Source organism: Janthinobacterium amylolyticum (assembly GCF_051380655.1).
Classification (GTDB): Bacteria; Pseudomonadota; Gammaproteobacteria; order Burkholderiales; family Burkholderiaceae_D; genus Janthinobacterium.
Genome location: NZ_JBNYXL010000015.1, coordinates 88819 through 108869, shown reverse-complemented (window position 1 = coordinate 108869; position 20051 = coordinate 88819). Strand labels below are relative to the sequence as shown.

Below are 20051 nucleotides of genomic sequence, written 5' to 3'. Positions count from 1 at the left end.
CAAATTGACACAGCTTGCGCCAACGGCGAACAGTGCTGTGGCATAGCGGGACAGTGCGATATGAGCGAACTGGGCAATTAACAAGATACTGATCTGGCGCAAGATTGCCACCGTCCGGCATGCTAAGTTCGGCCATGCCTGCGCGTACACGCGGGTCCGATCAGCCACTCCCACCGCCTGGAGGCGATATGCAGCACCCGCAGACATTCCCCGTTTCCACCCTGCTGTGCGTCACCCTGTCAAGCCTGCTGCTGGGCGGCTGCGCCAGCAACCTGGCGCCCGTGCGCAGCTTCGCCACCCAGACACAGAAAGTGGCCGTGCACTTCGAGCCCATGGTCGCGGGCAGCGTGCACAGCTGCATGGACAAGTCCATGCGCAAGCGCCTGATCCTGGCGGAGCGTTTCGATGCGCAAGCCAGCGAACAGGCGGCGCGCAGCGATTGCGCCGCCATCGCCGAGGCCAGCGTGCCGATCGCCACGCTGAATGCACTGCTGCTGCGCTATGCGCACACGCTGGCGGCGCTGGCCGACGAGCAGTTGCCCGTGTACACGGAGGAACTGACGGGACTGGGCACTTCGCTGGGCGGCCTGGCGCAGCCGGGCACGGGCGCCCCCCTGCTCGACGCGGACAAGCTGGCGAAAGTGGTCAAACTGAGCGACCTGCTGGGCCGCCTGGGCACGCAGCGGCTGCAGAAATCGGCCTTGCGCGAGCTGCTCGATCAGCAGGAAGCCGTCGCCATCGTCAGCAATGCGCTCAAGGAATATGCCCAGCGCAGCTACCGCGCGGGGCTGCAGGACGAGCTGCGCGACCTGGCCCTGCTGCGTGGCGCCGTCGATGGCAGCGCGCAGCGCGAACCGCTGGCCGCCAATTACGTGCGCACGCGGCTGTACCTGGAGGGACTGCAGTTGCAGGAAAGGGAAAAGATCGTTGCCACCTACGTGCAAGCCGTCGACGCGCTGCAGGCCAGCGTGGCCGCGTTGCGGGCCAATCTCGACCGTTTGCAGGCGCCGGAACTGGAGCGGCAGCTGGCGCAGTTTGCCCGCCACGCCGATACCCTGCAACGGCAAGCCGCCTATTACGCCCCTGCCCGCTGGTAAATGGCCGCCCCACTGGAGAATCCCATGCCCGAATTGACCGAACTGCCGAAGGAAGAGTATTTCGCCATCGCCGACAGCCTGGCCCAGGCGTCGAGCCTGGTGCTGGAATTGCGCATCCGCGCACGTGAATCGCTGGCGCCGGAAGAAAGCGCGCGGCTGGAAAACTATGAACAGCACCTGGACCAGATGGTGGCCCTGTTCCGCGCCTTCGGCATCACGCTGATCGCCGAAGGCGCCGAACAGGCACGCGCCGACATCGACGCCGCCATCGCCAAAGGCAAGTTGCAGCTCAAGCGCATCGCCGACGTCAAGGCAGCCATCAGCGCGGCCGCCAAGCTGGTCGACCTGGGCGCCGCCATCCTGTCGCGCGACCCGTTCGCCATCGGCGAAGCGGCGGCCAGCCTGCGGGCCAAGCCGAAGAAGGCAGAGAATAGCTAGGGCTCGGGCGGGCGGTGCCCCATCGCGTGCGTGGCCATTTTCAGGTACAAATTCGCCTGTGCCTCGTTGTGCGCGTAGCCCATGCGCCCTTCGGCCAGGGCGACGGATTTCTGCTGCAGCGCTTCCGGATACTCAAGGTCGCAGGCGGCATCGAGCCAATGGCGCGCACGCGCTTCGTCGCTGTCTTGCAGCATGTTCGCCAGGATGAACATGGCGGGCGCCACGCCCCGTTGCGCGGCCTGCTCCAGCCAGCGCATGGCGGCGGCATTGTCCTGCGGCCCGCCCATGCCGTTTTTCAGCATAAGCCCCAGGTAATACGCGGCCGCACCGCCGCCCTGCCCCGCCGCATGCTCGAACAGGGCGCGCGCCTGCGGCTGGGACGCCGGCCCCGCGCGCATCAGTAGCTTGGCCTGGGCCGTGATATCCGGCGCCGGCGACGCTGCCACCGGTGCCGCCAAGGCGGCGGCCAGCAGCACATTTGCCAGCATCATTTCGACAAATCGAGCTGGTACAGCGCAAAGCCCTTGCCGGCGCCATCGTCAGCCTTTAACTGCATCACATTGCCGATGCCGGCCGCTTTCGCCAGCTCGATCACGTTGGGCGCCGAATGGAACACCACGGGGCCCTTGGTGGCAACTTTGGCGAAACGCCAGCTGCGCGCCGAACCGTTTTTCGCCCGCGTCAGGTTTTTTTCCTGCGTGACGTAGGCGATCAACAGTTCGCGGTTGTTGTCGGGCGAGGCCACCACCGTCTTGCTGCCATCGAGTCCAGGGAAATTGCCGCCGCCGCTGGCGCGGTAGTTATTTGTCGCAATCAGGAATTCCTGGCCCGCGTCCACCGGCTTGCCCTTGTACGTCAAACCCTTGATGCGCTGGCCGGGCTGCTGCGTGATGTCGATCTGGTAGCGCACGTCGGCGCTGGTGATGGCGTCGAAGTTGTAGCTCGGATGGGCCGCGTTGACCAGTTCCTGCGCTTCCAGCTTGTTCGGGTCGATGGTGTTGAAACGCTGCGCCGACTCTTCCAGCCAGGCCTTCAGTTCCGCGCCATTCATCTTCACGCCGTACAGCGCGTTCGGATACAGGTACAGGTCGGCCGCGTTATTCAGCGCCACATTGCCCGCCTTGACGTCCGTGTAGTCGGACACGCCGGCCGAACCGCTCTTGAACGGCGACGACATCGACAACACGGGCAAGTGCGCGTACTGCGGCAGGTTCGCCTTCACATACGCAGCCAGGTAGCCGGCCTGCGCCTGGTTCACCACTTCGATGGCGCTGACGTCGCCCACGTCGGCAAAGTAGGTGGACATGCGGAAGTCCGTCCTGCCCACCGGCGTCTGCACGTAGGCGATCGTCGCCGCGTGTTCCTCGGCCACCAGTTTGGCGATGGCAGGATCGGGCTGCACGTAACTCTTGTCGGCGTTCTGGATGCCGCGCGCTTCCACCGTGGTAGCGCTCTTGTCGATGACCCACTGCTTGCCGTCGTGGCGCAAGCGCAGGCCGATGACGCCCAGGTGCTTGCCCCACAAATTGGCCATCACGGTGGGCACGCCGTTCACCAGGCCACGGGCCTTGTCGACGCCGGGCAGATTAAACTGCGGCACCGTGCTGGCGGCGTTCGGGAACAGCTGGTGCGAATGGCCGATCAGCATGGCGTCCACGCCAGGCACTTGCGACAGGTAGTAATTGCCGTTTTCCATGCTTGGCGAATACGCACTGTCATCCAGGCCGCCGTGCGAAATGGCCACCACCAGTTCGGCGCCCTTGGCGCGCATCTCGGGGATGAATTTTTCCGCCGTCTCGCGCACGCCCTGGGTGTACACCCGGCCTTCCAGCCAGCGCTTGTCCCAGGCCATGATGGTCGGCGGCGCGAAGCTGATGATGCCGACCTTCACGGTGCTGGTGATGGCCTTGCCATCGGGGCCGGTGGCCGTGATCTGCTTGTCGATGATGTGATACGGCGCGAACAGCGGCTTGCCGCTCTTCACGCTGTAGACGTTGGCCAGCACTTGCGGGAACGCGGGGCCGGCGCACCGCGGCTTGGCGGCATCGACGCTGTCGACGTCGAACTGGTTGCCCGTCACCTGGCTCAAAAACGCCAGGCCGTAGTTGAATTCATGGTTGCCGATGCCGCCGCCGTCCACTTTCAGCAGGTTCATGGCCTTGTAGATGGCCAGCGTCTGGTCGCAGGCCAGCGGTTTGACGAGGGCCTGGTAGTCGGCCAGCGCCGTGCCCTGGATGGTGTCGCCATTGTCGAGCAAGAGCGTGTTCGGGAACTCGGCCCGCGCCTGCGCGATCAGGGCCGCCGTGCGTTCCAGGCCGATCGACGGCTCCGCCTGCAGCTTGTAGTAATCATAACTGAGCACATTGGCGTGCAAGTCCGTCGTCTCCAGCAGGGCCAGGGTGGCGCTGCTGCCTGCCTGCGCGGCGGCCAGCGGGTGGGCCGGCCCGGTGGCGGCGGGCGGCAAGGCGCCGCAGCCGGCCAGCAGCAGCGGCAGCAGGGCAAGGCGGGGAAGTTGGCTCATGAGGTGTTCCTGTTGAAAGACAATATCGCCAGCATCATACGCAGCACGCCAGCCCCTATCAAGGCATAAATATTGTCGCAAATACAGCAAAACAGCGATTTTATTGCCCCTGACGCCAGCGATTCGGCGCCACCGGCATGGGAAACGGCCCGCGCTCGCGTATAATTCAGGGTTTGATTTCACCATAGAAGACCAGAACATTATGGAAGCCGAACGCATCAACGCCATCTCCGCCCTGCTCAACGACCTGACCGTCCGCGAAGCCGAACTTCGGAGGTATCTTTGACTTCACTGTCAAGTCGGAGAAACTAGAGCAAGTCAACGAAGAACTGGAAGATCCAACCGTCTGGAACGATCCCAAGCGCGCCCAGGATCTCGGTAAAGAAAAGAAGGCGCTGGAAGCCATCGTCTTTACCCTGACCAAGGCCGATGCCGACCTGCGCGACACCCGCGACCTGTTCGACATGGCCCGCGAAGAAGGCGACGACGAGACCCTGGAAGCGATCGAGCAGGACGTGCAGGAAATCCGCAAGGTCATCGAAAGCATGGAATTCCGCCGGATGTTCAACAATCCGATGGACCCGAACAACTGCTTCATCGACATCCAGGCCGGTGCCGGCGGTACGGAAGCCCAGGACTGGGCCTCGATGCTGCTGCGCCAGTACCTGCGCTACTGCGAACGCAAGGGTTTTAAAGTTGAAATCCTCGAGCAGTCCGATGGCGAGGTGGCCGGCATCAAGACGGCCACCCTGAAGGTCGAGGGCGATCACGCCTATGGCTTCCTGCGCACGGAAACGGGCGTGCACCGCCTGGTGCGCAAGTCGCCGTTCGACTCGGCCAACGGCCGCCACACTTCGTTTACGTCGCTGTTCGTGTATCCGGAAGTCGATGATTCGATCGAGATCGACGTCAACCCGGCCGATATCCGCGTCGATACCTACCGCGCGTCGGGCGCCGGTGGTCAGCACATCAACAAAACCGACTCCGCCGTCCGCATGACCCACGCGCCGACCGGCATCGTGGTGCAGTGCCAGAATGACCGTTCGCAGCACCGCAACCGCGCCGAAGCGATGGAAATGCTGAAAGCCAAACTGTACGAACATGAGCTGCGCAAGCGCATGAGCGAACAGCAGAAGCTGGAAGACTCGAAGACCGACGTGGGCTGGGGTCACCAGATCCGTTCTTACGTGCTGGACCAGTCCCGCATCAAGGACTTGCGCACCGGCTTCGAGACGGGCAACACCAAGGGCGTGCTCGATGGCGACATCGACGACTTCATCTCCGCCTCGCTGAAACAGGGCGTGTAAGCATGGCAGTCTCCGCCCCAGCGCCGGCGCAGCGTGCCTTCCTGTTCGACATGGATGGCACGATCGTCGACAACATGGCCTACCACACGCAATCGTGGCTGGCGTTCTTTGAACGCCAGGGCCATGCGCTGGACGCGGGCGCGTTTTTCCGCGACACGGCGGGACGGCAGGGTCACGAAATCATCGCCAAGTACCTGGGCGAGGATGCAGACCACGTTACCCTGCTGGCGCAAAAGGAAGTCGTCTACCGCGAACTGTATGGCCCACATTTGGCGACAGTCGCCGGTTTCGACCGGCTGATCGCCAGCGCGCGCCAGCATGGCGTGGCGCTGGTGGTCGGCACAGCCGCGCCGAACGAGAATATCGCGTTCACGCTCGACGGCCTGGACCTGCGCCACCGCTTCGACGCCATCGTCGGCGCCGCCGACGTGGAACGGGGCAAGCCGCACCCGGACGTTTTCCTCAAGGGCGCGCAGCTGGCAGGCGCGCTGCCGCAGGACTGCATCGTCTTTGAAGACGCGCCCCTGGGCGTGGAAGCGGCGCGCCGCGCCGGCATGCGCGTCGTGGTGCTCACCACCACCCTGCCGGCTGAAGCGTTTGCCGCCTTCGACAACGTGATCGCCATCGTGCCGGATTTCTCCGCGCTCGACGTCGACGCACTGTTTGCCAGCGTGGCGCCAGCGCTGGCACCACATCATCAATAATCACCAACGAAGAACATCATGACTACGGATATCCAAGAACAAGCCGCCGCCCCCGATGAAAACAAGATCATCGCCGAGCGCCGCGCCAAGCTGGCCGCACTGCGCGAACAAGGCGTCGCCTTCCCGAACGATTTCCGCCCTGAGCACAAGGCGGCCGATCTGCACGCGCAATACGACGGCAAGTCGCGCGAAGAGCTGGAAGAAAACCCCGTACACGTGGTGCTGGCCGGCCGCATGATGCTCAAGCGCGAAGCCGGCAAGAAAGCCGCTTTCGCCACCCTGCAAGACGCTTCCGGCCCGAAGGCCGATGGCCGCATCCAGATCTACGCCACGCTTGATCTCACCGGCGAAGCGGCGATGGCCGCCCTGCACCACTACGACCTGGGCGATATCCTGGGCGTGCAAGGCACCCTGTTCAAGACCAAGACGGATGAACTGACCATCAAGGTCACGCAACTGCGCCTGATCACGAAGTCGCTGCGCCCGCTGCCGGACAAATTCCACGGCCTGGCCGACCAGGAAACGAAATATCGCCAGCGCTACGTCGACCTGATCATGAACGAAGAGACGCGCCGCACCTTCAAGGCGCGTACCGCCGCCATCTCGTCGATCCGCCGCTTCATGGAAAAGAACGAATTCATGGAAGTGGAAACGCCGATGCTGCACACCATCCCTGGCGGCGCCGCGGCCAAGCCGTTCATTACGCACCACAATGCGCTCGACATGCAAATGTTCCTGCGCATCGCGCCCGAGCTGTACCTGAAGCGCCTGGTGGTGGGCGGCTTTGACCGCGTGTTCGAGATCAACCGCAACTTCCGCAACGAAGGCGTGTCGATCCGTCACAATCCTGAATTCACGATGATGGAATTCTACGCGGCCTACACCGACTACAAATGGCTGATGGATTTCACCGAAGCCGTCATCCGCCAGGCCGCCATCGACGCGCACGGCACCGCCACCCTGACCTACGGCGGCCGCGAACTGGATCTGGCAAAACCGTTCCACCGCCTGACCATCGTCGAAGCGATCAACAAGTACGCGCCGGGCTACACGCCGGAGCAGCTGAGCTCTGCGGACTTCATCAAGGAAGAGCTGAAGAAATTCGGCGTCAAGCCGTTCGCCACGGCCGGCCTGGGCGCGCTGCAACTGGCGCTGTTCGAAGAAACGGCTGAAGCGCAGCTGTGGGAACCGACCTACATCATCGACTACCCGGTCGAAGTGTCGCCACTGGCGCGCGCTTCCGACACAGTGGCCGGCATCACCGAGCGCTTTGAGCTGTTCATGGTGGGCCGCGAGATCGCCAACGGCTTCTCCGAGTTGAACGACGCGGAAGACCAGTCGGCCCGCTTCCTGGCGCAAGTCGCTGCCAAGGATGCAGGCGATGAAGAAGCGATGTTCTACGACGCCGACTACATCCGCGCGCTGGAATACGGCATGCCGCCAGCCGGCGGCTGCGGTATCGGCATCGACCGCCTGATGATGATCATCACGGATTCGCCGAACATCCGTGACGTGCTGCTGTTCCCTCACCTGCGCCGCGAAGAATGATGAACACCTGAAAAATCTACTGCGCGTCGCGATTTGCGGCCTGCGATGCTCACTGTGCGAAAGCACAGTTACGCTTCTTAGCCGCAACTCGCATCCGCTCGCTACGATTTTTCAGGCGTTCGATGCTTCAAGGCAAAAAAAGCCGCCTGATCTTGCGATCAGGCGGCTTTTTTTAACCCCAACAGCAAGGGCCGGGGTCGGACCCTCAGGGTCCGACCCCAGTATTTCTTGGGTTTATTGGGTCATACCCGGCGGGTCCGACCCCGGCCTTTCTTTCGGGTTTACTGGATCACCGTATAGCAAGGCACATACGCCGTTCCCGCCAATTTCATCCGGTGCTGCGCGACGAACGATGCCAGCAGCGCATCCATCGGGCCCATGATGGCCTTGTCGCCATGGATTTCGAAATTGCCGTGTTCCTCGATCGAGCGGATGCCATCGTCCTTGACGTTGCCGGCCACCACGCCCGAGAAGGCGCGGCGCAACTGGGCTGCCAGCAAGTGGGTCGGCTGGTTCTTGTGCAGGCTCAGGTTGCGCATGTTTTCATGCGTGGGGTGGAACGGCTTCTGGAATTCATGGTCGATCTTCAAGAGCCAATTGAAGTAATACGCATCGCTGTGCGCCTTGCGGAATTCGCGCACCTGGCGGATGCCTTCGAGCATTTCGCGCGCCACCAGTTCCGGATCGTCGATGATGATCTTGTAGCGCTGCTGCGCTTCCGGGCCCAGGGTGTCATGGATGAACTGGTTGATCTGCACGAAATACTCGCGCGAGGTTTCCGGTCCCGTGAAGATCAGCGGGAAGGGAATTTCCGCATTATCCGGGTGCAGCAGGATGCCGAGGATATATAAAATCTCTTCGGCCGTGCCGGCGCCGCCCGGGAACACGACGATGCCGTGGCCCGCGCGCACGAACGCTTCCAGGCGTTTTTCGATGTCCGGCATGATGACCAGGTCATTGACGATGGGGTTCGGCGATTCGGCGGCGATGATGCCCGGCTCGGTGATGCCCAGGTAGCGGCCGTTGTGCAGGCGCTGCTTGGCGTGGCCGATGGTGGCGCCCTTCATGGGGCCCTTCATGGCACCGGGGCCGCAGCCCGTGCAGATATCCAGGCCGCGCAAACCCAGCTGGTAGCCCACTTCCTTCGAATAATTGTATTCGGCGCGGTTGATCGAGTGGCCGCCCCAGCACACCACCAGGTTCGGGTTGAGCTGGGTTTGCAGCACATTGGCGTTGCGCAGGATGTGGAAGACGGCATCCGTCACGCCTTCCGTGCTGTGCAAATCGAATTTCGGGTTGCCCGTGACTTCATCGCTGACAAAGATAATGTCGCGCAAGACGGCGAACAAATGCTCGTGGATGCCCTTGATCATCTTGCCGTCGACGAAAGCGATGGCCGGCGCGCCCTTGATGTCAAGCTTGATGCCACGTTCGCGCTGGATGATGGAAATCTCGAAGGATTGATACCGCTCAAGCAAGGCGCGCCCATCGTCGATGGTGCTACCGCAATTCAATACCGCCAGCGCGCAGCGGCGGAAAGTGTTGTACAGGCCGCCCTGGCTGGTGTCGAGCAGTTTATTGACTTCAGTCTTGGAGAGCACGTCAAGGCGGCCTTCCGGTGAAACCAGAGTATCGATAACGTCGTGTTCCATAATGCGAAAAATCCTTTTAAAATCGATCCTCGAATGTCTTGCAGCACCAATATACGACAAGTCAGGCAAGTTGTGCTGTAGCGCCGCAAATTTGCCGCCCCCACTCTGCGCCGCAAACCGGTTTGACTAATATGAAACAGTCATTCTTGCTAATGCGAATGGAAACCTTCGCTCAGCGCAATTTGTAGATTAGAATGCCAGCCTATTGGAATTCCCGTGCATGAGGTTCTTCAAAAGAGTCCCCGCCGCCCGCAGGCTTCCATAAGTTTGTTTTATCGATTGACTATAATAATTTTTCAGGAGGAACCGCATGAGCGGTGCGACTACGCCCAACAAGGAAGCCGTTATTCCCGAGTTCAAGCAGATTATGGGCCATCCAAGCCCATTGTGGATGTTGTTCATGACTGAATTCTGGGAACGCTTCGCGTTCTACGGAGTTCGCTGGGCGCTGGTCCTGTACATCGTGGCCCAGTTCCATGGCGGCGATGCCTCGGGCCAGGCTGCGGCCAACCTGACGTACGGTTCCTTCCTCGCGCTGGTGTACGCCGGCGCCCTGTTCGGCGGCTATATCGCCGACCGCATCATCGGCTACCAGCGCTCCATCCTGCTGGGCGCCATCTTCATGGCAACCGGCCTGTTCTGCATTGCCGTGCCAAACCAGGACATCTTCAACCTGGGCCTGGCGACCATGATCGTCGGTAACGGCATGTTCAAGCCGAACATCTCGACCATGGTGGGCAAGCTGTATGCGTCGGCCGATCCGCGCCGCGACAGTGGCTTCACGATCTTCTACATGGGCATCAACATGGGCGCGATGGTCGCTCCCGTATTTACCCAATGGCTGGCCGAATCGATCTTCGGCACGGGCGGCATGCCGTCGTACAAGATGGTCTTCATGGCAGCCGGCGTGGGCATGCTGATCAGCCTGGTATGGTTCTACATCGGCCGCAACTCGCTCAAGGGCATCGGCGCGCCGGAAGCGCACGCCGCCAACCCGATGCGCGTCATCTGGGTCGCCCTGGGCTGCCTGTGCGTGATTCCGCTGATGTACTTCCTGCTGACGGTGGGCGCCGCCAACCTGCAGATCGTGCTGACCGTGCTGTTCGTCGGCCTGGCCGTCATGCTGATGGTCGAAGGTATCCGCGACGGCAAGGTGGCGCGTGACAAAACCATCGCCATGCTGGTGATTTTCGCCTTCAACATCCTGTTCTGGATGTTCTTCGAACAGGCTGGCAGCTCGTTTACCTTCCTGGCTGAAAACATCGTCAACCGCGACCTGGGCTTCTGGATCTTCCCGACCGCCTATTTCCAGAGCGTCAACTCGGTCGCCATCATCGTTTTCGCACCGATCATCGCCGCAGTATGGGTATTCCTGGCGCGCCGCAACGTCAACCCGTCGATCCCGCGCAAGTTCGGCCTGGGCTTGCTGGGCAATGCAGCCGCCTTCGGCCTGCTGATCTTTGCATTGTCGAGCCTGGTTGGCGCCGACAACAAGATCCCGTTCTGGACCCTGTTCATGGTGTATGTGATCCAGTCGATCGGCGAACTGTGCCTGTCCCCTATCGGCCTGTCGATGGTCACCAAGCTGGCACCGGTACGCCTGGTCGGCATGGGCATGGGCGGCTGGTTCCTGTCGACCGGTATCGGCAACAACCTGTCGGGCATCTTCGCCAGCCACGTCAGCGGCAATACAGGCATGACGGCCGATTCGGCGCTGGCCGGCTACACCTTCGGCTTCTGGTCGCTGCTGGGCGCCGGCGTCGTGCTGTTCCTGATCGCACCGCTGATCAACAAACTGATGCACGGCGTGAAGTAATTTTTCTGCCATAGCTAAAAACGGCGGCCTGCGGGCCGCCGTTTTTCATTCCGGCGCCAGATTTCCCCTTGGCGGGCGGTACAATACGGCCAGGGCCAGCGGCCAACCACCAACTTACACGAAGAATTCCATGTCCAGCATCTCCAACACCTCGCCCCTTTCCGACGACGAATACGCCGAACTCGACACCCTGTTGGCCGCGCCTGCCCTGGAAGGGCGGGCCATGGACGTGTCGATGCTGGAAGGTTTTCTCACGGCCGTCGCCCTCAGCCCGAAACAGCTCGCGCCAGGGCAATGGCTGCCGTGGGTATGGGACAAGGCGGCCGGCACCACGGCGCCCACGCCCGGCGCGGACAGCGACCGCGCGGCAAGCCTGGCCCAGCGCCACCACGCCTACATGGTCGAATGGCTGGCGAAAGATCCGGACAGCTTCGAACCGATCTACGAATGCGGCCCCGAATGGAGCGTGCCCGCCTGGTGCGCCGGTTTTGTGCTGGGCACCACCCTGGACAAGCCGCAATGGGCAGCCCTGGCCGTCAGCCACCCGCAATATCTGGCGCCATTCCAGCACCTGGCCACGGCCACCGAACTCGATGACGAAGCGGCTGAAACAGCCATGGATGGCGTCACGCCGTCCGTCATCGCCATCAACGCGGCCTGGGCGCGCCAGCGCCACCTGAAAAGCCAGGCACAAAGCCAGACTGGCGCCACGGTGCTGCGCGAACTGCCTAAAACAGGCCGCAACGACCCATGCCACTGCGGCAGCGGCAAGAAGTATAAAAAATGCTGTGCCGACGCCGATAGCGCGGCCGGCTAAGAAAGCCTCTCCTTGCGCCAGCTGCTGACGGCCCTGCTGCGTTTCCTGCTGCGCCACGCGCTGCAGTTCGCGCTGTTCATCGTCATCCTGCTGGCCGGGCGCCTGCTGCTGGCCGAATGGCGCGTCTACAGCGCCGGCAGCGAGGCGATTGCCGCACTGCGCCAGGCATCGAGCAGCGCCGGCACGCATGGCGCCAGTCTGGCCGATACCACCACGGCGCGCGTCAACGCCTTGCGCCACGCCTCGCACGCCGCCATCTCGGCCCGCCTGGCGCAAGTGCAGTCACAATTGGCCGCCTTGCGCGCGCGCCAGCAACCCTCACTGTTCACCCTGCCCCTGCCCGACGCGGACACGCTGGCGCAACACGCGCAGCAGGAAGCCGCGCGCCGCGTGGAAATCGAAGTGCTGGCGCAGGAAGCGCGCTATCTGCTGGCCCTGCAGGCAGCCCTGAATGGCGAGGATGCACGCCAGACCCTGGCGCGCCTGCATGCGGACCACGTGCGCGCGTACGCGGCGCTGCAAGAAAATGTGCGCCAGCGCCAGCTGCTCGAAGCGCAGCATCCGCTGGCGGCCCGCCTGCCAGGCAGCGATGCCCATGCGCAGCTGTCGCAGCTTGAAAACGCAGGCCGGCGCCTGCGCGCGAGCAATCTGCAAGCCTACAATGCCTGGCTGGCGCAGCGCGCCCGCGCACGCGACGCCACCAGCGCCGCCCGCCCCGCGCCATTCGCCATCGACGAACAGGCGCTGGCCGGCGCGCTGGCGCCCGTACAAGCGGCCATCGCGGCCGGCGAGGCGCAGCTGGCACGCAACTGGATCGGCCGCTGGCGCGCTCCCGTCATGGACGTGGCGCCCACGGCCGCCCTGCTGGTGCTGTCGGCCATCCTGCTGCCCGTCGCCATCAAGGCTTTCTTTTACTTCGTGCTGGCGCCCGTCGCCGCACGCTTAAAACCATTGTCGATCGCGCGCGAACTGCAGCTCGCGGGCAGCTCCCTGCCCCTGCCGCCGCATGGCGAATCGCGCATCTCCGCCGTCTCGCAGGCGCTGCAGCTGCGGCCCGGCCAGCGCATGCTGATCCATCCCGAGTACCTGCAATCGTCGCCCGTCAGCACGCGCAAGCGCACGCAATGGCTGCTGGACTGGCGCTTCCCGTTCACCAGCCTGGCCGCCGGCATGGTGGCGCTGACGCGCCTGGATAGCGACGCGACCGCGTCCGTAACGATTTCCGCCAGCGACGATCCGCTGCTGGAAATCGCCGTCGTCGAGCTGCCCGCCGGCAGCGCGCTGGTGTTCCAGCCACGCGGCCTGGTCGGACTGCTCTGCGATGCGGGCCAGCCCCTGGCGATCAGCAGCCACTGGCGCCTGGGCAGCCTGCATGCCTGGCTCACCTTGCAGCTGCGCTTCATCGTCTTTCGCGGCCCCGTCACCCTGATCGTGCGCGGCTGCCGCGGCGTGCGCCTGGAACGGGCGGGCCAGGGCCGTTCCATCAGCCAGTCCGCCACCCTGGGATTTACCACCGACGTGCTGTATTCCACCCTGCGCAGCGAAACCTTCATTCCCTACCTGCGCGGCCAGCAAGCCTTGCTCAACGACCGTTTCGACGGCGACAACGGCGTCTACCTGTACGAAGAAACCCCGCGCCACGGCAAGCAGCCGGGCAAGGTGGGCAGCTGGTTCGAAGGGTTGACCGACGCGATTTTAAAAGTATTCGGCATCTAGGCCGAAAGAACGCCATGAACGACTTCCTGTTTGCCGATTTTCTCGACGACCATGCCGTGTATGCGGCGCTGCAGGCCTACTGGGATGCACGCCTGGCCTGTTTCGACGGCCAGTGCACGCCGTACCTGCGCACCGCGTTTGCCAATGGCCAGCCGTTTTATGACGGCAATCCCATCGTCAACCTGGCGGACCGGCCCAATGGCAAGGCGGCGCGCATCGTGCAGCAATGCCCGCGTGAATTCGGCCACGACTACACCAGCTTCGAGCAAGCCATCGAATTGAGCGGCCCCGATGGGAGCCATGCGGTGCGGGAAAAAATCATCGTGCTGACCTTGACGCAGCAGACGGCGCGGCGCGCCGAGGCGGAACTGCGGGCGTGGTTTGCGCCGGCGTAAGCCTTCATTTCCGTGAAGATGCGCCGTCCGGCACAAATTCCTTCCGCAATAACCCATAGACATGCAGGTCGACAAACACGCCATTCAGGCATTCGCCCTGCCGCAGCACGCCTTCCAGCGTGAATCCCAGCCGTGTAGCCAGCGCCATGCTGGCCTGGTTGCCGGCCGCGCACTGCAATTGAATGCGGTTCAAATCCAGCGCGCCAAACGCATGTGCCAGCACGGCGCGCACGCACGCGCCGGCGATGCCGCGCCCCTGGAAGTGGCGGGCCAGGTAATAGCCCATTTTTGCCTTGCGGTCAGCGGCATCGATCTCTTTCAAACGGATGCTGCCGCACAAGGCCGTGCCGGAAAAAATATGCCACTCCAGGACGTCGCCGCTTGCGGCGCGCGCGGCAGCGGCCTGCAGATATGCGCCGGCATCGGCAACGGCGGCCAGTTGCAGCACGGCGGGAAGGTAAGCTTGCAGGTGTTCACGGTTTTCCCGCACCAGCACGGCGAGCGCCTCGGCATGTTCAGGCAATGCTGGAACAATACAAATATCAGGGAATGCTGAAGAAATCAGATGCATGGCTGCCCGTAGGCCGGCAAGTTAAACAACACGCAGCCGGATCGTCAGGCTGCAACCGAATGCGACACCACCAGCCATTCGCCCGGCTGCAGCCCGGCAGCCGCCTCGCGCGTGGCCAGTACGCTGTCCGGATCGAGGTCGGCGCGGGTCAATTTATAGGAATAGGCGAAATCGTCGGCATCAAATGCCTGCCCCGCCTTGACGTAATACTTGAAGCCGACGAAGGTATCGGGATTCGTGACGACTGCATATTCAAGCGTGACGCTGTTCATGGCGGGCCTCGTCGACGGTGGTGAGATGGCCATTATGCGTCAATTCCACCATCGGCGACGCAAAGACGCCGCCTTGCGGCAAGTCAATGGCAAGGATCGCTGGCAACGATACAGTAGCCTGGGTCGACACATACCGCACCTTCTGGCCGCCATGCGCAACTTCTTCAGCACAATCAGGAACAGCTTGATGCCGTCGGCCAGGCTATCGCCGGCGGCGCGCAGCGAACAGCTGTCTGACCGGGATGGACTGCCCGCCTTCGATCCCGGGCCGGCCGCCGTCGTCAAAGCCTGCACGGACTGGCTGGCAGCGGCGCAAGATCATTCCGCCTCGGCCGATGGCGGCGTCGCCCGCGATTACAGCCTGCAGACTGGCTGGTCAAGTTCCTACCCCGAGACCACCGGCTACATCATCCCCACCATGATCGCCATGGCGCAGCGCACGGGCGACGCCGCGCTGCATGGGCGCGCGCGGCACATGCTCGACTGGTGCGTGGCGATCCAGTTCGATAATGGCGGTTTCCAGGGCGGGAAGATCGACTCCACGCCGCGCGTGCCCGTCACATTCAACACGGGCCAGATCCTGCTGGGGCTTGCCGCCGGCGTGGCGGCGTATGGCGATGCCTACAAGGAGGCCATGCACGGCGCGGCGCGCTGGCTGCGCGACAGCCAGGATGCCGATGGCTGCTGGCGCCAGTACCCGACGCCGTTCGCGCAGCCGGGCGAGAAGGCCTATGAAACGCACGTGGCGTGGGGGCTGTTCGAGGCCGACCGCGTGGCGCCTGGCCATGGCTACGGCGCTGCCGGCTTGCGCCAGGTCGACTGGGCCCTCACCAGGCAGCAGCCGAACGGCTGGTTCGCCTCGAACTGCCTCGACGATCCCGCCCTGCCCCTGAGCCACACCATCGGCTACGCCTTGCGCGGCTTGCTGGAGGCCTATCGCTACTCTGCGCGCGCCGGTCTGCTGCACGCCGCCATGCGCACGGGCGCCGGTGTCGCCAGCGCCGTGACGGCCGACGGCTACCTGCCCGGCCGCCTGGGACCGCACTTCGAGCCAGGCGCCGATTACGCCTGCCTCACCGGCTCCGCGCAAAACGCGCATTGCCTGTTGCTGCTGTACCAGCTGACGGGCGAGCGCCGCCTGCTCGATGCGGGCCGCCGTTTGAACCGCTACGTGCGGCGGTCGGTCGCCATCGGCGGTCCCGCGCACATCCGCGGCGGCGTCAAGGGTTCGTTCCCCGTCGATGGCGACTATGGCACCAGGTCCTACCTGAACTGGGCCGCCAAGTTCTGCATCGATGCGAACCTGCTGGAAATGGACATCAAGCGGGAAACTGGCGATGCTTGAAAAGGCAAAAGACGCCCTCCGCGCCGCGCTGGAAATGCGGCGCCGCGCCGCCAGCGCCCGGGCACTGCGCCAGGGCGGCCGCCACGTGACGCGCGCCGAACTGGCGGCCGGTCTGGCGCGGCTGGGCGTGGCGCACGGCGATGTGCTGTTCGTCCACTCCTCGCTGAAAAGCCTGGGCTACGTGGAAGGCGGCGCGTTGACGGTGATCCGCGCCCTGCAGGACGCCGTCGGCCCGCAAGGCAGCCTGCTGCTGCCCACCTATTATCTGCCCGGCGGCAGCGTGCGCGCCACCTGCGACCTGCCTGGCTATGTGTTCGATCCGCGCCGCCACGGCACGCACATGGGGCGCCTGCCCGAGGCGTTCCTGGCCAGCGGCAACATCCATCGCAGCATCCACCCCACGCATTCCGTGTCGGCCTGGGGCCGCCATGCCGCCCACCTCACCGCAGACCACCACCGTGCGCCTTCGATCTTTGGCGCAGGCTCGCCCTGGCAGCGCTGCATCGGCTGCGAGCAGGCCAAAGTGCTGGGCCTGGGCATTTCCATGGGACCGGTCACGTTCTACCACGCGCTGGAAGACGCCATGGGCAAGGCCTTTCCCGTCCCCGTCTGGGAGAACAGGACGGCGCTGCTGGCCTGCCTAGACCACGATGGCAAGCGCTGGCAAGTCCCCGTGCGCCCTTTCGATCCCGCCATCGCCCAGCGCCGCATCGACCATCCCGGCCGCGGCGACTTGCGCGACTATTTTCAAACAGAGTTAGACGCCGCCGGCCTGCGCGCCAGCGGACAAGTGGGCGAGGCGGCATCGTGGCTGATACCGGCGCAGGCGTTCTATGCGCACCTGCGCCTGCTGGCCAGCGAAAACGTGACGATCTACGCCACCGCCGCGCAGCTGGCGGCGCGGCCCGTCCCGCTCACCGCGCCCACCCCGCTACGGCACGGCCGGTGAGGCCGGCAAGGCCGCTGGCGCGGGCCGGCTGCCAGTGACGCCGCGCTGCAGATCGTAAATGCCGCCGCCGCTGGCGACAAAATACAAGGTGCCGCCATCGGCACTCACCGCATCCTCGATGGGAGCGTCCGTACCCCGCTTGCGCACCGTCCACGTCCCCTCCTGCAAATCGGCCACCAGCACCTGCATGGGCGCGCTTTGCGCCGGCAGCTCGACGGTGACCGTCCCGTCCAGCGGCAAGCCGCTCTTCGAGAACAGCACCACGCGGTCCTTGATCCGCACGCCGGCCAGCAAGGCCGAATCGATGGCCGTCGTCGGCAATGCGGGCAGCGGGCTGCTGGCATCCATCACCTGCATCACGTTGAGGAACAGGTCCGTTTCATTGGGCCCCGGCGGCGACACTTCCAGCCGCCAGGCGCCCGCTTCCTCGGTCGAATACTCGGCTTCCGGCTGGATGGCATAATTCGTCCCGCCGACACTGAACTCATTGCCGCTGCCACCCACCTTGGCCAGCACGGCATTTGCCGGCAGCACGGTACGGTTGACCAGCTTGCCGTTGTACTGCAAGGTATGGTTATAGTCCCATTCCGTACGCCGGATGATCGCCGTGTCGCCGCTGATCTCCGGTTCATTCTGGCTGTGCAGCAGCCAGGTCTTCCTGAAGCCCGCGTCGCTGGCACTGACCTTGTCAAACACGACCAGCGCTGCCGGATGGTCCGCATTCTTCAGATTCAGGAATACGAACGAACGCTGGAACTGGCGCACCTTGGCGCTGTATGCGGCTGTCAGGTCGCCCTTGATGTAGCTGAAGTCGGGCGCCCCCGCCACGCCGCCGACCTGCTGCTGGCGCAGCACCGTGGCCACCTTGTAGCCATTGGCCAGTTCCGCCAGGCTTTGCGGCTCGTCGCCCGGGAAACGCTGGCCGCCGTCATTCGCATAACTGTCAAATTGTTCGTCCGGATCATGCACCAGCACGGTGTTGTGCGCGATGCTGCGCTTGTGATAATTCATGTCGTGCGCGCTGCCGTATTCAAGCACGATGGCGGGATCGGCGACATCCCGGCCGCTATAAATGCCCGAATCAATGGCAAGGGCGCCCTTGTAGTAAATCTGGAAATGCCCGGCATCGTAATGCTCGTGGTTGCCGAACCAGTCGCCACCGAGCTTCATCGTCGCCACGACATTGCCTGACTGAACCTGAATGCGCTCGCCCTCCGTCCAGCCCGTGCGGGCGACCATCAGTCCGGCGGGGTCCGGGAAATACTTGGTCAACGGCAACGCCGTCGGGCCGGGCGTGCTGCCCATGGCCGTATTGCCCAGCAGAATGGGCCAGATGCTGTCCCTGGAATGGATAAAGCTGGCCGACTGCTGCTGCGACTGCTTCAAATACTCCTGCTTCAAGGTGGCATTGTTGTAATAGGTGGCGGGCAGCATGAAGGCCAGCGGTTCGCTCCAGTATTGCGTGCTGTTGGTGTAGGAAGAATGGTAGACGTCGCCATCGCGCATCCATTGCCCGTCGGGGCGGCGCGTGTACAGCCAATGATACGGCGTCATCTGCTGCACGGGATCGAACACGGGAGCGGCGCCCATGCGCCGGAATATCCATGCGGCGTACATATCCGCCAGGAAGCGTACCGTGCCGTAGGAGGCGCCCTGGTGATAGGCTTGCGCGGCGTAGGCGTAATTGCGCGGCGCGATATAGTCGGCAAAAAAGCGCCCGGCAACGATGTTGTAGACCAGCGGCGCCTCGTCATAAAAGGCGATGGCGGCGGCCAGCTGGTCGCGCAGCAACTGGTTGTCGCTGCCATGGCCGACGACAGCGCCCTGCCGCGATGGCGGAAAGCCGATTTCCATCGTCGCCGCCAGTTGGGTAAAGCGCGTGACGACATACGCGCGCTGCTGGGCCGTCATCAGGGCGAAACACCAGTCGTACACCATGGCGCTGGCCAGGACGATATCGCCTTTCTCGTTCGGATGATTGTAGCCGGGCGCAAAACGCACGGCCGCCAGGTAGTCGAGCAGCATCTGCACGGCTTCCTGGCCCCGCTGCGCCTGGTCCGCCGGGCCGCCATATTCATACAAAAGGGAGTGCAGCGCTTTCGCCTTGATCCTGCTCACCACATCGCCCTGGTGGTTGTTCCTGGCCGGACCACCGGGCACGAACACGGGCAGCGCCACCAGCGCCGGCGCCTCGACAAACCCCTTCAGTACAGCGCGGTGCGGTGCCATCTCCTGCGCAGCCGATTCGAAACGGCCGCGTATCGCCGCCAGGTCCCCTGCCCTGGCAAACACGCGCGGATGTTCGCCAGCGGGCGGCAGCACGGTGGGCAGCGGATACACGCCATAACCTTGCGGCACGAAATCGGCCAGCGCCGTCACCAGCAGGCAATCGATGCCCAGGCCGCCCTCGCGGTACTGCAGCTTCAGTTCACGCTCGCCGGCGGCCAGCCAGCGCGTGACAGGCATCCACGTCCACTGCGCTGGCTGGCCGGCGGAAAATGGCACGGCGACGCTGGCATAGGCGGCATTGTCGAGCGCCAGGTACAGGGACGCGGCGTTCGCCGCCGGCGCCAGCACGCGCAGCCAGATGGTGTAATGGCCATCGCGGGGCACGGCCACGGTGTACGACAACTGTGCCGCCGCGCCTGGCGCTTCGGCGCGCGCCAGGTCGACGGGGGTACTCAGGTAAGCACCGCCAGAGACCACGTTGCGGCCCAGGCTTTCCGTCGCCCACGGTGCGCCAGGCGCCGTGGCTTCCGCTTCAAACATGGCCTCGACGGGAAAAGGCGCGGCATGCAGAACGGGACAGGCCGCCAGCAAGGCAACATGGATAAAACCGTGCAAGGTGTGACGGCATCGCGGCGTGGACATGGATAGCACCCCAGTTTGTTGCATTTTAAATA

The 20051-nt window shown here is 63.9% G+C and carries 17 protein-coding genes; 11 read left to right on the top strand and 6 right to left on the bottom strand.

The window, feature by feature from the left end; all coding sequences use genetic code 11:
- The first annotated feature begins 188 nt into the window (after positions 1-188).
- The gene (locus ACQ4WR_RS26290) at positions 189-1097 is read left to right on the top strand and encodes a hypothetical protein (protein WP_436490902.1); all 909 of its coding nucleotides are present in this window, start codon (positions 189-191) and stop codon (positions 1095-1097) included.
- Positions 1098-1121: 24 nt separating this feature from the next.
- Positions 1122-1535, top strand: coding sequence for a hypothetical protein (locus tag ACQ4WR_RS26285; RefSeq protein ID WP_146012335.1), 414 nt, complete (start codon positions 1122-1124; stop codon positions 1533-1535).
- On the opposite strand, the gene ACQ4WR_RS26280 is transcribed toward ACQ4WR_RS26285, so the two are convergent.
- Both ACQ4WR_RS26280 and ACQ4WR_RS26275 read right to left on the bottom strand, forming a co-directional pair.
- On the bottom strand, positions 1532-2026 hold the full coding sequence (locus ACQ4WR_RS26280; protein ID WP_436490901.1) for a tetratricopeptide repeat protein: 495 nt from the start codon (positions 2024-2026) through the stop codon (positions 1532-1534). The two genes, ACQ4WR_RS26285 and ACQ4WR_RS26280, sit on opposite strands and share 4 nt — an antisense overlap.
- Positions 2023-4056 carry a bifunctional 2',3'-cyclic-nucleotide 2'-phosphodiesterase/3'-nucleotidase gene (locus tag ACQ4WR_RS26275; protein ID WP_436490900.1) on the bottom strand — a complete coding sequence of 678 codons (2034 nt, stop codon included), beginning with the start codon at positions 4054-4056 and terminating at the stop codon, positions 2023-2025. The genes ACQ4WR_RS26280 and ACQ4WR_RS26275 overlap by 4 nt, the downstream gene beginning before the upstream one ends.
- Positions 4057-4258: 202 nt before the next feature.
- Here ACQ4WR_RS26275 and prfB point away from each other — a divergent pair.
- The 3 genes from prfB to lysS all read left to right on the top strand — a co-directional run bounded on the left by prfB (position 4259) and on the right by lysS (position 7615).
- A protein-coding gene (gene prfB / locus ACQ4WR_RS26270) for a peptide chain release factor 2 (RefSeq protein ID WP_139176255.1) occupies positions 4259-5363 on the top strand; the annotation gives its coding sequence in 2 pieces (ribosomal slippage) (positions 4259-4339 and positions 4341-5363; 1104 coding nt in all).
- A 2-nt stretch (positions 5364-5365) separates the two neighbouring features.
- Complete coding sequence (locus ACQ4WR_RS26265) at positions 5366-6067, top strand: HAD family hydrolase (protein WP_436490898.1); 702 nt, start codon at positions 5366-5368, stop codon at positions 6065-6067.
- Between the two features lie 18 nt (positions 6068-6085).
- Entirely contained in the window at positions 6086-7615 is a 1530-nt protein-coding gene (lysS, locus tag ACQ4WR_RS26260; protein ID WP_436490896.1) for a lysine--tRNA ligase, read from the top strand.
- 281 nt (positions 7616-7896) lie between these two features.
- Here the strand turns inward: lysS and ppnN are convergent, their stop codons facing one another.
- Positions 7897-9267 carry a nucleotide 5'-monophosphate nucleosidase PpnN gene (gene ppnN / locus ACQ4WR_RS26255; protein ID WP_102299417.1) on the bottom strand — a complete coding sequence of 457 codons (1371 nt, stop codon included), beginning with the start codon at positions 9265-9267 and terminating at the stop codon, positions 7897-7899.
- A 310-nt stretch (positions 9268-9577) separates the two neighbouring features.
- Here ppnN and ACQ4WR_RS26250 point away from each other — a divergent pair, with 310 nt between their 5' ends.
- From ACQ4WR_RS26250 to ACQ4WR_RS26235, 4 genes are all read left to right on the top strand, one after another.
- A complete protein-coding gene (locus tag ACQ4WR_RS26250) occupies positions 9578-11083 on the top strand; it encodes a peptide MFS transporter (protein WP_102299419.1) in 1506 nt (501 codons plus the stop codon).
- A gap of 130 nt (positions 11084-11213) precedes the next feature.
- Entirely contained in the window at positions 11214-11900 is a 687-nt protein-coding gene (locus ACQ4WR_RS26245) for a UPF0149 family protein (protein ID WP_436490894.1), read from the top strand.
- Between the two features lie 12 nt (positions 11901-11912).
- Positions 11913-13616, top strand: a complete 1704-nt coding sequence (locus ACQ4WR_RS26240; RefSeq protein ID WP_436490892.1) for a coiled-coil domain-containing protein — start codon at positions 11913-11915, stop codon at positions 13614-13616.
- A gap of 14 nt (positions 13617-13630) precedes the next feature.
- Positions 13631-14011 (top strand): hypothetical protein, encoded by a 381-nt coding sequence (locus ACQ4WR_RS26235; RefSeq protein ID WP_436490890.1) that lies wholly within the window; start codon positions 13631-13633, stop codon positions 14009-14011.
- 4 nt (positions 14012-14015) lie between these two features.
- On the opposite strand, the gene ACQ4WR_RS26230 is transcribed toward ACQ4WR_RS26235, so the two are convergent.
- Positions 14016-14582, bottom strand: coding sequence for a GNAT family N-acetyltransferase (locus ACQ4WR_RS26230; protein ID WP_436490888.1), 567 nt, complete (start codon positions 14580-14582; stop codon positions 14016-14018).
- Between the two features lie 44 nt (positions 14583-14626).
- Complete coding sequence (locus tag ACQ4WR_RS26225) at positions 14627-14854, bottom strand: hypothetical protein (protein ID WP_102299747.1); 228 nt, start codon at positions 14852-14854, stop codon at positions 14627-14629.
- Between the two features lie 187 nt (positions 14855-15041).
- Between ACQ4WR_RS26225 and ACQ4WR_RS26220 the strand changes: the two genes are divergently transcribed.
- Together ACQ4WR_RS26220 and ACQ4WR_RS26215 are read left to right on the top strand one after the other, a co-directional pair.
- Positions 15042-16199 carry a prenyltransferase/squalene oxidase repeat-containing protein gene (locus tag ACQ4WR_RS26220; protein WP_436490886.1) on the top strand — a complete coding sequence of 386 codons (1158 nt, stop codon included), beginning with the start codon at positions 15042-15044 and terminating at the stop codon, positions 16197-16199.
- Positions 16192-17148 (top strand): AAC(3) family N-acetyltransferase, encoded by a 957-nt coding sequence (locus ACQ4WR_RS26215; protein WP_436490884.1) that lies wholly within the window; start codon positions 16192-16194, stop codon positions 17146-17148. The genes ACQ4WR_RS26220 and ACQ4WR_RS26215 overlap by 8 nt, the downstream gene beginning before the upstream one ends.
- On the opposite strand, the gene hepB is transcribed toward ACQ4WR_RS26215, so the two are convergent.
- Positions 17131-20019, bottom strand: coding sequence for a heparin/heparin-sulfate lyase HepB (gene hepB, locus ACQ4WR_RS26210; protein ID WP_436490882.1), 2889 nt, complete (start codon positions 20017-20019; stop codon positions 17131-17133). The two genes, ACQ4WR_RS26215 and hepB, sit on opposite strands and share 18 nt — an antisense overlap.
- Positions 20020-20051: the final 32 nt, after the last annotated feature.